Origin of the sequence: [Mycobacterium] manitobense, from assembly GCF_025821665.1 — a bacterium.
In the GTDB taxonomy this organism is placed as follows: Bacteria; Actinomycetota; Actinomycetes; order Mycobacteriales; family Mycobacteriaceae; genus Mycobacterium; species Mycobacterium arseniciresistens.
On the sequence record NZ_JACKSJ010000024.1, the window covers coordinates 162,811 to 176,263 of the forward strand.

Genomic DNA, 13,453 nt, shown 5'->3' on the forward strand with positions numbered 1-13,453 from the left:
ACATCCGTCTTTTCAAGCAGGAAGCAGTTCTATGAGCAAGCAGATTGAGTTCAACGAGACTGCGCGCCGGGCAATGGAGGTCGGCGTCGACAAGCTCGCCGACGCCGTCAAGGTGACACTCGGCCCGCGCGGCCGCCACGTGGTGCTGGCCAAGTCCTGGGGCGGCCCGACCGTCACCAACGACGGTGTCACGATCGCGCGCGAGATCGACCTCGAGGACCCGTTCGAGAACCTGGGCGCACAGCTGGTCAAGTCGGTGGCCACCAAGACCAATGACGTCGCGGGCGACGGCACCACCACCGCGACGGTGCTGGCGCAGGCGCTGGTGAAGGCCGGGCTGCGCAACGTCGCGGCCGGCGCCAACCCGATCGCGCTCGGCGCCGGGATCAGCAAGGCCGCCGACGCCGTATCCGAGGCGCTGCTGGCCGCGGCCACCCCCGTCAGCGACAAGAAAGCGATCGCCCAGGTCGCCACCGTCTCCTCGCGCGACGAGGAGATCGGCGAGCTGGTCGGCGAGGCCATGACCCGCGTCGGCGCCGACGGCGTCGTCACGGTCGAGGAGTCCTCGACGCTGAACACCGAGCTCGAGGTGACCGAGGGCGTCGGCTTCGACAAGGGCTTCGTCTCGGCCTACTTCGTCACCGATTTCGATTCGCAGGAGGCCGTCCTCGAGGACGCCCTGGTGCTGCTGCACCGCGACAAGCTCAGCTCGCTGCCCGACCTGCTCCCGCTGCTGGAGAAGGTCGCCGAGGCGGGTAAGCCGCTGCTGATCATCGCCGAGGACGTCGAGGGCGAGGCGCTGTCGACGCTGGTGGTCAACGCCATCCGCAAGACGCTCAAGGCCGTTGCCGTCAAGGCGCCGTTCTTCGGTGACCGCCGTAAGGCGTTCCTGGAGGACCTCGGCATCGTCACCGGCGCGCAGGTGGTCAACCCCGACGTCGGCCTGGTGCTGCGGGAGGCCGGCCTCGACGTGCTGGGCTCGGCGCGGCGCGTGGTCGTCGATAAGGACAGCACCGTGATCGTCGACGGCGGTGGCGGCGCGGAGGCCATCGCCGACCGGGCCAAGCAGCTGCGGTCGGAGATCGAGTCCACCGACTCGGAATGGGACCGCGAGAAGCTCGAGGAGCGGCTGGCCAAGCTGGCCGGCGGTGTCGCGGTGATCAAGGTCGGTGCGGCCACCGACACCGACATGAAGAAGCGCAAGGAAGCAGTCGAAGACGCCGTGTCGGCGGCCAAGGCGGCGGTCGAGGAGGGCGTGGTCACCGGCGGCGGTGCCGCGCTGGTGCAGGCCCGCTCGGCGCTCGACGGCCTGCGCGGGTCGCTCACCGGCGACGAGGCGCTCGGCGTCGAGGTCTTCTCCTCCGCGCTGTCGGCTCCGCTGTTCTGGATCGCCACCAACGCCGGTCTCGATGGCGCCGTGGTGACCAACAAGGTGTCGGGCCTGCCGAACGGACAGGGCTTCAATGCGGCCACGCTGTCCTACGGCGACCTGTCCGAGGACGGCATCGTCGACCCGGTCAAGGTGACCCGGTCCGCGGTGCTCAACGCGGCGTCGGTGGCACGGATGATCCTGACCACCGAGACGGCGATCGTCGACAAGCCGGCCGAGGACGAGGATCACGGACACGGCCATCACGGCCACGCCCACTAGATCAAGCACGCACGAAGCGCCCCCGGTCCTTGCGACCGGGGGCGCTTTCGTTCGTCGGTGGGTGCCCAACCCGTCGATGGTCGACATCTCGGCTCTCAGGGCGGATGCGGCCGAAACGTGCCACCATCGGCAGGTGGCACCGGATTTGCCGATAGGCAGTGCGCTGCCGGCTGAGAACCCCACCTCGCCGGCGCCGACCGGGACATCGCCATGATCGCTCCGCGGCGACTGTCGGGCAGGTATGAACTCGGCGAGATCCTCGGCCTGGGTGGCATGTCCGAAGTCCACCTGGCCCGCGATCTGCGGTTGCATCGTGACGTCGCGGTCAAACTGCTACGTCTCGACCTGGCCGAGGACCCCAGCGTCAATCTGCGGTTTCAGCGAGAAGCGCAGAACGCGGCATCGTTGAACCACCCTGCCATCGCCGCCGTCTACGACACCGGTGAGGTGCAGACGCCGAGCGGGACGCTGTCCTACATCGTGATGGAGTTCGTCGACGGTGTGACATTGCGCGATTACGTGCGTACCCACGGTGCGATGCGCCAACGGCAGGCCATCGAGGTGATCGCAGATGCCTGTCAGGCGCTGAACTTCAGTCACCAGCGAGGGATCATCCACCGCGACGTCAAGCCGGCCAACATCATGATCGGCACGGCCGGCTCGGTGAAGGTGGTGGACTTCGGCATCGCCAAGGCGATCGCCGACAGCGACGTCGGCGTCACCCAGACCGGCGCGGTGATCGGCACCGCCCAGTACCTGTCGCCTGAACAGGCCCGCGGCGTTCGGGTCGACGCTCGGGCCGATGTGTACTCGCTCGGATGCGTGCTCTACGAAATCGCCACCGGAGAGCCACCTTTCGTAGGAGATTCGCCCGTCGCGGTCGCCTACCAGCATGTCCAGGTAGAGCCGGTGAAGCCGTCAGTGCTCAACAGTGAGATCACGCCCGACCTGGACGCAGTGGTGCTCAAGGCGATGGCCAAGAATCCCGACAATCGTTATCAGACGGCCGCGGAGATGCGCACCGACCTCGTTCGCGTGCATCGTGGACAGACCCCGTACGCCGCTATGGCGGGGATCGGCGCCGACGGCGACTCGGCGCTGGCCGGGCCCGACATCAATCCGCCGACAGCCCAGTTGGCGACACAGCCGTCAGGTGACGGCAGGCGGCACGCAGGCCGGTCGACCAGGCGTTGGCTGACTGCGGTCGCGGTGCTGGCTGTGCTCGCCATCGGGGGTGGGATCGGGATCAACCTTCTTGCAAGCGATTCCCGCGACGTGGCGGTTCCCGACGTGCACGGTAGGACGTCGGCCGACGCGGTCGCCGTCCTACAGAACGACGGCTTCAAGACCCGCATTCTGCAGAGCGCGGACGCGACCGTACCGCCCGGTCTCGTGATCAACACCGACCCCGATGCCGACACCGCGGTCGCCGCGGGGGAGGAGATCACGCTCAATGTGTCGACGGGTCCCGTCCCCGACGTGTCGACCGGTGCTGCGCAAGTAACAGTGCCCGAGGTGAGGTCGTTGACCTATGCCGATGCCGTCCGCGAGCTGACGGACGCAGGCTTCGGGCGGTTCCAGCAGGCGTCCTTACCGTCACAACCGGAGATGAAGGACCTTGTCGTGGGCACGAACCCCCCGGCCAACCGAATTGCCGCGACCACCACCGAGATCACCATCGTGCTGGGTTCCGGTCCCCTGACTCCTGATCCCTGATCTCATGAGGGCAGCGGTACGCGCGTGATCAGGTCGTCGAGTGCGACCAGGTCCAGGTACGCGACGACGCGGGTCACCCGTTCGTTCGCCATGGTCATCACCCAGGCGTACTCGTTGACGTACGGCACGCCGTCGCGTGCGGTCGCGGTGCCCCGCCATCGCGCGACCACCTGGTCGTCGTCGGCGATCAACTCCTGAACATCGGCCTGGATCTGTCCGGTCAGCCGGTCCACGATCGGGGCGACGCCGTCGTCGAGGAACTGCTGCCGGCTGGTGTACGTGGTCGGTGCCGTCGCCCGGGCGACCGTCCAGGTCACGTCGTCGGCGAGGATCGCGTAGAAGGTCTCGGCGTCCCCGACACCGCGCGTGAAGGCCTCCCGCACCAGGTGGGTGTTGCGTTGTTCGGCGTCAGCCTGCGGCGGTGCGGCGTCGGCTGTGGCACATCCCGCCGTGACTGCAGCCGCAGCGAGCAGTGCGGCGAGGGTTGTCCTGGTCCTGCGTCGATCGGTCATATCCGCAACGTAGCCAGGCGGTGGCGTCCCAGGCAGGGTGCAGTACTCCCTGGCTGGACATCATGGCGCGGCAGTCACCGTCGAACGAGTATCAGCCGCGCACCCATGGCGATATCGGCGCCTGCGCAAGCCGCGGCGTACGTAGGGGGCAGGCGGGTGATCGAGGCATCGTGGGTGAAGATTGCGTCATACACCGCGTGGGCCGCCCAGCCGACGCCCACTACGCGACGTGCGGTTCGGGCGGGCAGCCAGGTTGCGGCGCCTGCGACCGCGCATGCTGCGGCGAGCGTGACCGTCTCACGGGTGTCGATGCCCCACCGGCGACGCGACAGCGGATACACCGCGGCAGCCGTGACCAGGCCGACGGCCGCAACTGACGTGCGCCTGCGAGGCAGGAATCGAGCCATCGCCATGTCGGCCGCGAGTGCGAAACCCACGCCTTGAGCGAATGAGCTCCGCTCCTCAAAAGTGCTGCTGCGAAACATGACAAGCCGTTCTGTTCGGTGGGCCGGTCTTGTCGTCACCTGCCCTGCACTCCTGGTATCGAGGTAATGCTAAGCACCTGCACAGCACATGGGTCGGGATTGCCCCGACTCGCGGCCGGGAATTCCTGGGCACGCTGCGACGCTGCCAATCCATGTACGTACGTCGACTGGAGGATGCATGAGTAGGCGTTACCCCGCGATCGCTTTCACCGACGACGTGCAGGCGGTGCAGCGCGAGCACGGCAGCGACCGGGTGTACGCACGTAAGCGCATCATTGCCGGTGCTTCCGCCGAACCGGACCGGCTGACCGACGACGAAGCCGAGTTCCTGGCCGAGCGCGACGGGTTCTATCTCGCATCCGTTGGCGAAACCGGCTGGCCGTACGTGCAATTTCGCGGTGGGCCAAGGGGATTCGCGCGCGTCCTGGATCCCGGCACGATCGGCTGGGCGGACTTCCGCGGCAACCTGCAGTACATCAGCACTGGCAACATCGGAGGGAACGACCGGGTCGCGATCATCGCCATGGACTACGCCCGGCGGAGGCGGCTGAAGATCTTCGGGCACGCCCGGATCGTGACCGCCGAGGAGGATCCGGAGTTGATCCGGTCCCTGGGCGACGACGGATATGACGCGGTGGTCGAGCGCGCGGTCATCGTCAGCGTGGACGCGTTCGACTGGAACTGCCCCCAGCACATCACGCCCCGGTTCACCGTCGAGGAACTCGAGCCGGTACTCACAGATATGCGGCGACGGCTGGCCGTCCTGGAGGAGGAGAACGCGTCCCTCAAGGCAGAGCTCGGTCGGATCGGTGACGGCCGTCAGCCGAAATCCAGCAGGGTGTAGGCGCCGCGGATCTGCTTGGTCAGTCGCAGTTGCCAGAATGCGGGAAACAGTCTGTCGAACACCAGGCCCCGGCCGTGCGGCATCGGGAGGTCGTGCACGGCATGGATTCCGGGCACCGTGCCGGCCAGCTCCGCCAGCTGGGAGGCCGACATGCTGAACGGCATCGGCGGGACACGGTACCTGCGCGAGGCCCGCATCCCGTTCGGCGCGAGCCGCTTCACCAGCACCGGCGGCAGGTCGAACATCATCTGCCCACCCGGGAAGCGGTTGGCGCACTCCCTGATGAGGCCCATGGCCTCGTCCGGCTGCAGATACATCAACAGGCCCTCGGCGGTGATGAAGACGCCGTCACTCGCGTCCACCTGATCCATCCACGTGTAGTCGAGGGCCGACTGCGCGATGCTGAGGATCCGTGGGGAGGACGGCAGCAGTCTCCTGCGCAGTTCGACCACGGGCGGCAGATCGACGGTGACCCAGCGGAATGTGGCATCGGGCAGCGCGCTGTTCAGGCGCCAGAAGCTGGTCTGCAGCCCTTCGGCGAGGGCGACGACCACCGCTGACGGACGCCGGGTGAGGTATCGGGCCGCGGCGCGGTCGAAGGCGAGGGCGCGGACGGCTGTCTCCTGACCTCGTCGACCGAACTTGCCGAAGTCGAAGTCGATGGCGTCGGCCAACTGGATCGCCATCGGGTCGTCGATGACGGGGTTCGGGTGGCGGGCCTGGTACGCCCGGGCGTTCAGCGTGAGCAGGGCGGTCTCCGAGACGCCGGTCAACGAGCCGGCGTCGACCCTCTCGCCGTCTGCGCGGTTCACCGGTATCAAATTACCCGGGCGGCCTGCGAGTCCGGCGGGATCGATGGCGATGCACACGGGTGGCCGGATTCCGGCGGTGACTGACACTCTGGCCACTGGCTGCGGGTGGACCCGCTGACCACCATGAGGACATGACCAGCCGGCACAACGTCTCGTTGACCACCCGAGGCGCTCAGTGGGACCTTCCCGACTCCGACATCTCCTCAGCAGCATTGAAGCTGGTGTTCGACGTATCACCGGCATTCCTCGCCAACCACTGCGTCCGCAGCTTCCTGTTCGCACGCGAGCTCGCGTGCACCCCCGACCGACGCGGAGCGGACGGCCTCGACGAGGAGACGCTTTTCCTCGCCTGCCTGCTGCACGACCTCGGCATCACCGACTACGGGACGGGCGGTCAGCGATTCGAGGTCGACGGCGCCGACGCCGCTGCGCGGTTCCTTCGCGACCACGGCATCGCCGAGGACCGGATCGTCACCGTGTGGCAGTCCATCGCCCTGCACACCAGTCTCGGCCTCGCACAACGGTTCGGAGACGTGCAGTCAATCGCGTTCTCCGGTATCTCGCTCGACATCGACGGTATGGACAAGGGCCGACTCACCCGGGGTTTCGCCGAGCGGGTCCATGACGCGTGGCCGCGCGACGACCTCGGATTCGCGATCGCCCGAGCCATCGACCGCGGTATCCAGGCCGATCCGATGAAGGCGCCGCCCTTCACGTTTCCCGCCCACGTGCACGAATTGTTCAACGGCAGATCGCTGACATTCTTCGATGTGATCGCGAATTCCGGCTGGGGGGATCGACCGCCGCAGGAGTGACGCTCGAGGCCGATCCTGTGAATTCCGCGCAAACGCAGGCGTTCTCCGTCCGGATGGCTAGGTTGCCAGTCATGAGAAGGCATCTGGCGCGCGCGGTCGTGGCGATGGCGGCGCTGACCCTGCTGACGGCATGCGCGGGATCGCCCGTGGGTATCGGCACGGAACCCGCGACCGGCAACATGAAGGACGCCGCCGGCGCGCCGGCACCCCAGAACGGGCCGCCGCAGGAGCTGACCGAGCAGCGCGACGTCGTCAAGACCGCGTCCATGACGATCACCGTGGCAAGCACATCGGAAGCCGCTGATAAGGCCGCGGTGATCGTCGAGAACGCCGACGGGCGGGTCGACAGCCGTTCCGAGGATTCCGGCTCGGGGCAGGGCCGGGCGCTCACCTCGATCGTGCTGCGGGTGCCCGCGCCGAAGTTGGACGGTGTGGTGCGCGAACTCAAGACGCTGGGCACCGTTCAGACCGCCGAGACCCGGTCGGAGGACGTGACCGCTCAACGCGTCGATCTCGACGCGCGGATCAAGGCTCTGCAGACGTCGGTCGACCGACTGCTGACGATCATGCGTGACGCCAGGGATCCCGAGGCGCTCATCGCAGCCGAGAACGCGCTGTCGCAACGCCAGGCCGACCTGGACAGCCTGCGGGCGCAGCGCGATCAGCTCGGCGACCGGATCGACTACAGCACCGTGGATGTCACGTTCGTCGCCGAGCGGGTCGGCGGGCCGTCGCCGCAGCAGTACCAGGGATTCCTCGGCCAGGTCGAACGGGGATGGGACGCATTGGTTTCGGTGACCGGCACGCTGTTCCTGCTCGTCGGCCTGCTGCTGCCGTGGCTGGCTGTGCTCGCCGTGTTCGCACTGGCCGGCTACGCACTCATCCGGGTGGTGCGGTCGCGCCGATCGTGAAGCCGGACGGCGCACACCGAGCCGTCATTCGGTGGTGGGTGCCTCGAGGGTCATCAGGTAATGGTCGACGGGTGCGCGCGTCTGGTCCGACGTCTGGAGCAAGCTCGGCAGCGTGTCGACCAAGGTCTGCGCCACGACGTGCAGTTTGATGTTCAGTTCCTGGGAGCGCCATCTCAACACCGCGAAGGCCGCGTCGGCGGTGAGGTCGTAGACGGCCATCAGCATGCCCTTGGCGATGTCGATCGACTCACGGTGGGCGACGATGACCTCGAGTTCCTCGTTGATCGTCTCCTGGACCTGAGCGTGGACACTCGCCGTGATGTCGATGTAGAAGCCGCGGGTGGCCACGATCCGCTTGTCGTCGTCGGTGACGGCTTCACCGACCACCACCACGTTGCGGGTGGTGCCGTCCCTGGCGATGATTCGGTGCCTACTACTGAACGGCGCCGAGGTCTGCTGCAGCAATGCGCGCACCTTCGCCAGGTCGTCGGGGTGCTTGTGGCTGAGGACGAGTTCGGTGGTGGGTGTCACCTCGCCGGGCTCGTAGCCGTGCATCCGGGCCACGGTGTCCGACCACGTCCAGGTGTCGGTGAGGTAGTGGTATTCGAAACGCCCGACCCGCTGCGGAGGTCCGCCCATCAGGGCGCGGTCAAGGCGACTCGCGGCCTGGCCGTCCACGCCCATCTCGGCGGCATCGGCGGCCGCCTGGGTCGCGAAGCCGCTGCTGGTTTTCTTCGAAGCCTTGGTGGCCATGTCCCGAGATTATGCCAAGTCGGGTGGCGATCGACGCCAGCGTCAGAAATCGGCCACCTGGTGCGGTAGGCACGGGCGAGCGCTGCTTTCTCAACGAGAGGGTTGATCCCGTACCCACCTCATAGCGAGCCTGTCAACGCAACCGCGTTGCACCCGCCACTCCACTGAGTATGCCCTTACACGGGAAGATCAAACCCCGAGGCTCAGCCGCCGACGGCGGGCCGCAGGAAGTCACCGGTCACCTTGATCGCGGGCGCCGAGGTGTTCCCGCCGACCACGAGCGTCGCGAAGGCGATGTCGTCGACGATGCCCGCGAACCAGCCGTGCGAACTCGTGTTGTCGCCGAACTCAGCGGTCCCGGTCTTGCCGCCCAGCCCGGGGATGTCGCGCAGCTCGCTCGCGGTGCCGTCGGCGACCGTCTGACGCATCATCGCCCGGAGGCTGTCGACGATGGCCGGCGGAATGGGCTTCGACTCGGTGTCCGCCGTGGTCTTCTCGCCGACGACGAGTGCCGGCGTGATCGTCGACCCGTGCCCGAGGCTGGCCTCGGCGACCGCTAGGCCGAACGGGCTCACGGTCACCGTGCCCTGACCGATTCCGTTCTCCACCTTCTGCGCCGGGGTGTCGGCGCTGGGCACGTTGCCCGTGATGGTGGTGAGGCCCGGGATGACGTAGTCCACGCCGATGCCGAACAGTCTGGCCATATCGGGCAGCGCGTTCGCGGGCAGCTGGTCGGAGAGCACCGCCATGGTGGTGTTGCACGAGCGGGCGAACGCCGTCGTCAACGGCACGGTGCCCAGGTCGAATTCGTCGTCGTTCGGGATCGTGCGGTCCTCGACCGTGACCCGACCGGGGCAGGCCTGCGGGCTGTCGGGTGTCGCGATGCCCGCCTCGAGCGCCGCCGCCGTGGTGATGGTCTTGAACGTCGAGCCCGGCGGATACATGCCCGAGAACGCTATGGGCCCCTGCGCGTCGGCGGGTGCGTTCTGCGCGGCGGCCAGGATGCCACCGGTGCTGGGTGAGATCGCCACCACGACGGCGGGCCGGGATTCCGCGGCGACGGCCGCTTGCGCCAGCAACTGCAGGCGGGTGTCCAGGGTGGTGCGGATCGGCGGCGTGTCCCTGGCCGGCGTCGAAGTCAGGTCGTAGGTGGGCTGACCCTGAGCGTCGACGAGGGCCACCGACCAGCCGGCGGCCGCATCGATCGCCGTGCGCCAGGCATCATCCAGGCCGCTGATCACCGGCGAGGACAGCTCGCGGTTGGCGGTGAGCAGCGCACCCTGCTCGGTGACCGTGACGCCCGGAATCTGGGCCAGCTGATCGCGAACCACCGCCAGATCGGCTTCCCGCAGCCGGATCACCGTGACGGCGTCGTCCTGCGTGGCGGCGAATTGTTCGGCGATGGTGGCCTCGGTGATGGTCGGTGCGAACTGCTGTAGCAGCGGCGCCAGGGTTGCCGCCGAGGCCAGGTTGTCGCGGCGCAGGTCGACCACGCCGACTGTCTGCCATGTCATCAGCGGCTGGCCGTCGCGATCGGTGACGGGGGTGAGGAAGTTCTTGTCGTCGCTGTACTGAAAGTGCATGCCCGCAGCCAGGTCCGGGTGCAGCACCGTCGGCGCCCACTGCACCCGCCACTCGTCGCCGGACTGCGTCGCGGTCGCCGTCGCGTCGTACCGGAAGTTCCGCTCGGGTCCGAACGTCCACGAGTAGTTCAGCGTCGCCTGGTGGGAGTCCTCGGACACGTCGCCGACGTCGACGGTCACCGTGGTGTCCTTCGGCATGCCGTCGAACATCGACGTGATGGCCGGCGCGGCCGCCGCCTGGTCGGTGGTGCCGGCCGCCGCGGCGGCGGCGTCCTTGCGTTGCAGCGCCTCGGCGAATGCCTGCAACGCGTCCTTCGGGTCGCTGCCGGTGAACAGCGAACACCCCGTCGACGCGGACCACAGGACACATACGAGCAGCAGCAGTGCGAAACGTCGAGTCATGGCACCACGAGGGTAACCATGCCGCCGTGCGGCGCCGCCTAGGCTTCGAGACGCGCCCGGACGCTCGCGAGGCGCTGCTGCAGCGTCGCCTCGTCGACCACGCCGCGCGCCAGCAGCGAGTGCGCGAGCGCCATCAACTGGTTCTCGGGGTAGGGCAGATCCGCGTACCGGCTCGCCGAGAGGGCGTCCTCCTCGTCGCGGCGTTCCTTGAAGTTCGGGACATTCGCGTCGCACGCCGCCTGGTCGAGGGCATCGCAGAGGCCGTCGAGGCTGGTCTTCCACGGCGGCACCGGATTCTCGACGCCGTACTTGGCGGCCATCCGCGGCCACACCTGGTTGCGCTCGACGATCTCCTGCAGGACAGCGCTTCTGACTTCGTCGACGGGTTGTGGTTCAGGCTCGGTGGACACGGTGGGTCCTCACTCGGCCGGAATCGGATGCGTCGCCGGCCGGGTCTTGGTGATGACGTTGGTGGTCACGCCCGCCTTGGGCAGCGCCACGCCGATCAGGCAGTCGCGGGTGATGATCTCGGCCAGCTGGTCCTCGCTCCAGCCCTCGGTGCCCTCGGGCTGCATGGGCATCACCATGAACCGGTGCTTCTGGTTGGAGTCCTGCACCCGGACCTCGACGTCGTCGGGCAGGTACAGGCCGAATTCGGCGAGCACCGGGCGGGGCCACCGGACGAGGCGGCGGCGGTAGTTAGGGGTGCGGTACCACTCGGGGGAGTTGCCCAGGATGGGCCGCGGGTAGCACGAGCACAGCGCGCACACGATGACGTTGTGCAGAGTCGGTGTGTCGGCGAGGATCTCGAACGCCGTGAAGTCGCTGGGCGTGCCGAAGCCGGTCGGCTCCATCCAGTCGACGCCGCACTCCTTGCTGGCGGTCATCGGTTCGGTGAGTGCCAGCTGCTTGAAGTCGGGGTCCAGCCACGCCCTGGCCACCAGGCGCGCCGCGGGCGTGGGACCGATCTGCTCGGCGAACTCGGTGAAGCGCCGATGCTCCTCGGCGGTGAAGATGCCCTTCTCGATGCACAACTCGCGCAGCGCGATCTCGAGGACCTCGAAGTCGGTGACTTCGTCCACCATCGGCTTGACCGTCCGGTCGTGGTCGTGGTCGTGGTCGTGAGACATGTATGGATTCCCTCTCGAAAACCGGCAGTCAGTGGGCGGATTCGAGCCAGCGCTCGGGCAGCTCGGTGCGCAGTGTGTCGGTGGCGGTTCCGGTGTAGCCGTCCCACAGCTCGGACATGTTGAACTGGACCACGTAGAACCATTCGGGCTTGGCGTCTTCGCGGTCCCAGGTCTCGTCCTCCGCGGCGGGACTCTCGTAGGCGACCGAGGCGATCTCGCCGGTGGCGCCGCGGCAGTATTCCGGTGTGCGGGTGTAGAAGATCACCGGCAGTTCGCGCACCGTGACCCGGTCGCCCACCTTGAAGCCCGGCTCGCCGGCCAGACCGGAGTACTTCTGCGGATCACCTTTGCCGACAGCGTCTTTGTGGTGGCTGTTCCGTTTCACCTGGGACCCGTCGCCCTCGGACTTCGGTTGCGCCTCGAGCTTCCTGCCGTCGAGGCCACCGGCGTACCGCGAGGACACCTCGGCCATCCGCTCGCTGATCTCACCGAGCGCCAGGTGATGCTTCTCCACCAGGATGCGGGCGACGGCAAGCAGCCACCGGCCGTAGTAGGGCAGCCCGAGATACTCGGCCCGGCCGACGTCGACGTTGCCGATGCGGCGCCGTTCCTCCGACAGCCAGATGCCCCGCCATGCCAGCACCTCGCAGATGACGTAGGTGAGTTCCTCCCACTGCTCGTATTCCTTGTTCACGAATTCTTCGGGCGCGCAGGGCTCGCCACCGACATCGTGAACGGGCTTGAGGTAAGCCGTGATCCGGGCATGGTCTAGCAGGTCGGGAGTGGGGGCGTCCGGGAGCTCGGGGTAGGCGGACTTCAGTCGCGACACCAGTTCGAGCTGCGCTGCGCGTTCGGCTGCCGTGCTCATGGGAGCTCCCTTCATCCCGCCACGGTGCGGCGGGATGTCGAAGTACCGATCGTCGCGACTCAATCTAGTGGCGCGCGCCCGCGAGATGTGGGCTTTTCGGTGCGTTTTCCGCGGGGAGGCCGGGGTCCGGACACGGCGAGGCCCCACCCCGGTTTCCCGGAATGGGGCCTCCTCGAAGTCTTCTCTACGCCGAGCGGCGGATGCCGCGTTTGAGCAGCAGTTCGCGTTCCGCCTCGCTCAAACCGCCCCAGATGCCGTAGGGCTCGCCGACCGCCAACGCGTGGGACCGGCACTGTGCGATCACCGGACAGCTCCGGCACATCTCCTTGGCGCGCATCTCCCGTTGGGCGCGGGCGCGACCACGCTCGCCATCGGGATGGAAGAACACCGACGAATCGACGCCTCGGCAAAGGCCCTGCATTTGCCAGTCCCAGATGTCGGCATTGGGTCCGGGCAGCTGCTGCGGCTGTGGCATGGGTAAAACCCCTCTCTACACACTCTTGTGGAGAACGCGGGAGCGCGTGAGTTGTGGAACCGATCCGAGCTCGTGTCGCCGATGACTACTCGTGCACACAAAGTAGGGGTGCGCCAGAAATTCCGTCAATAGCCTGCACGTGTGCTCAATGACATAACCGCAGCTGGAGAATTTACGTCACGTTCATTGTTGTGACCTGTGGGTAGCGCGGAAGGTGCTAGCGAATCACCCTCGACCAGTACGCTTCACGCGTTTCCGCAGATCGGGTTCGCCGGTTCTGCCCATGTTCTGCGGCACACCGGTGAGTGCCGTAACGCCGCCGTAACCCGCGCACCATCAACTGTTAACCGTGGCTGGTCCGGATCGTCGATGAATTTGCCGGCAACGGCCCGCGCGGTGTGCTTGATACCGTCGCCGAGCGATGACGACGACCCCAGCGACCGCTCTCCGGTTCGCCGCCTTCGGCGCCGACCCGGGCCGCTGGCCGTTGCCGCCC

Annotated in this window: 13 protein-coding genes and 1 pseudogene; 5 read left to right on the top strand and 9 right to left on the bottom strand. The window is 67.5% G+C overall.

All coding sequences use genetic code 11. From position 1 onward, the window contains the following. Positions 1 to 31: 31 nt before the first annotated feature. The gene (gene groL, locus H7I41_RS03605; protein WP_264011191.1) at positions 32 to 1,651 is read left to right on the top strand and encodes a chaperonin GroEL; all 1,620 of its coding nucleotides are present in this window, start codon (positions 32 to 34) and stop codon (positions 1,649 to 1,651) included. A gap of 210 nt (positions 1,652 to 1,861) precedes the next feature. Continuing rightward, positions 1,862 to 3,355: pseudogene (gene pknB, locus H7I41_RS03610) on the top strand (Stk1 family PASTA domain-containing Ser/Thr kinase); the annotation flags it as partial. Positions 3,356 to 3,369: 14 nt separating this feature from the next. On the opposite strand, the gene H7I41_RS03615 reads toward pknB, so the two are convergent. Beyond that, positions 3,370 to 3,879, bottom strand: coding sequence for a nuclear transport factor 2 family protein (locus H7I41_RS03615; RefSeq protein WP_264011192.1), 510 nt, complete (start codon positions 3,877 to 3,879; stop codon positions 3,370 to 3,372). Between the two features lie 74 nt (positions 3,880 to 3,953). Beyond that, positions 3,954 to 4,316, bottom strand: coding sequence for a hypothetical protein (locus H7I41_RS03620; RefSeq protein ID WP_264011193.1), 363 nt, complete (start codon positions 4,314 to 4,316; stop codon positions 3,954 to 3,956). A gap of 226 nt (positions 4,317 to 4,542) precedes the next feature. Here H7I41_RS03620 and H7I41_RS03625 point away from each other — a divergent pair, with 226 nt between their 5' ends. Next, complete coding sequence (locus H7I41_RS03625; RefSeq protein WP_264011194.1) at positions 4,543 to 5,208, top strand: pyridoxamine 5'-phosphate oxidase family protein; 666 nt, start codon at positions 4,543 to 4,545, stop codon at positions 5,206 to 5,208. On the opposite strand, the gene H7I41_RS03630 is transcribed toward H7I41_RS03625, so the two are convergent. Beyond that, entirely contained in the window at positions 5,184 to 6,020 is an 837-nt protein-coding gene (locus H7I41_RS03630; RefSeq protein ID WP_264011195.1) for a class I SAM-dependent methyltransferase, read from the bottom strand. The genes H7I41_RS03625 and H7I41_RS03630 overlap by 25 nt on opposite strands. 131 nt (positions 6,021 to 6,151) lie before the next feature. Here H7I41_RS03630 and H7I41_RS03635 point away from each other — a divergent pair, with 131 nt between their 5' ends. Both H7I41_RS03635 and H7I41_RS03640 read left to right on the top strand, forming a co-directional pair. Beyond that, positions 6,152 to 6,835 (top strand): HD domain-containing protein, encoded by a 684-nt coding sequence (locus tag H7I41_RS03635; protein ID WP_264011196.1) that lies wholly within the window; start codon positions 6,152 to 6,154, stop codon positions 6,833 to 6,835. Between the two features lie 179 nt (positions 6,836 to 7,014). Beyond that, positions 7,015 to 7,746: a DUF4349 domain-containing protein gene (locus tag H7I41_RS03640; protein WP_264011211.1), complete on the top strand. Its 732-nt coding sequence runs from the start codon at positions 7,015 to 7,017 to the stop codon at positions 7,744 to 7,746. Between the two features lie 24 nt (positions 7,747 to 7,770). Here the strand turns inward: H7I41_RS03640 and H7I41_RS03645 are convergent, their stop codons facing one another. The 6 genes from H7I41_RS03645 to H7I41_RS03670 all read right to left on the bottom strand — a co-directional run bounded on the left by H7I41_RS03645 (position 7,771) and on the right by H7I41_RS03670 (position 12,957). Further along, positions 7,771 to 8,499 carry a PAS and ANTAR domain-containing protein gene (locus H7I41_RS03645; protein WP_264011197.1) on the bottom strand — a complete coding sequence of 243 codons (729 nt, stop codon included), beginning with the start codon at positions 8,497 to 8,499 and terminating at the stop codon, positions 7,771 to 7,773. A 203-nt stretch (positions 8,500 to 8,702) separates the two neighbouring features. Then, entirely contained in the window at positions 8,703 to 10,484 is a 1,782-nt protein-coding gene (locus tag H7I41_RS03650) for a penicillin-binding transpeptidase domain-containing protein (RefSeq protein ID WP_264011198.1), read from the bottom strand. A 38-nt stretch (positions 10,485 to 10,522) separates the two neighbouring features. Continuing rightward, positions 10,523 to 10,804 (bottom strand): thiocyanate hydrolase, encoded by a 282-nt coding sequence (locus H7I41_RS03655; RefSeq protein ID WP_264011212.1) that lies wholly within the window; start codon positions 10,802 to 10,804, stop codon positions 10,523 to 10,525. Between the two features lie 99 nt (positions 10,805 to 10,903). Next, positions 10,904 to 11,614 carry a thiocyanate hydrolase subunit gamma gene (gene scnC / locus H7I41_RS03660; protein WP_264011199.1) on the bottom strand — a complete coding sequence of 237 codons (711 nt, stop codon included), beginning with the start codon at positions 11,612 to 11,614 and terminating at the stop codon, positions 10,904 to 10,906. A 28-nt stretch (positions 11,615 to 11,642) separates the two neighbouring features. Then, positions 11,643 to 12,482, bottom strand: coding sequence for an SH3-like domain-containing protein (locus H7I41_RS03665; protein WP_264011200.1), 840 nt, complete (start codon positions 12,480 to 12,482; stop codon positions 11,643 to 11,645). Between the two features lie 184 nt (positions 12,483 to 12,666). Continuing rightward, positions 12,667 to 12,957, bottom strand: coding sequence for a WhiB family transcriptional regulator (locus H7I41_RS03670; protein WP_264011201.1), 291 nt, complete (start codon positions 12,955 to 12,957; stop codon positions 12,667 to 12,669). Positions 12,958 to 13,453 lie beyond the last annotated feature (496 nt).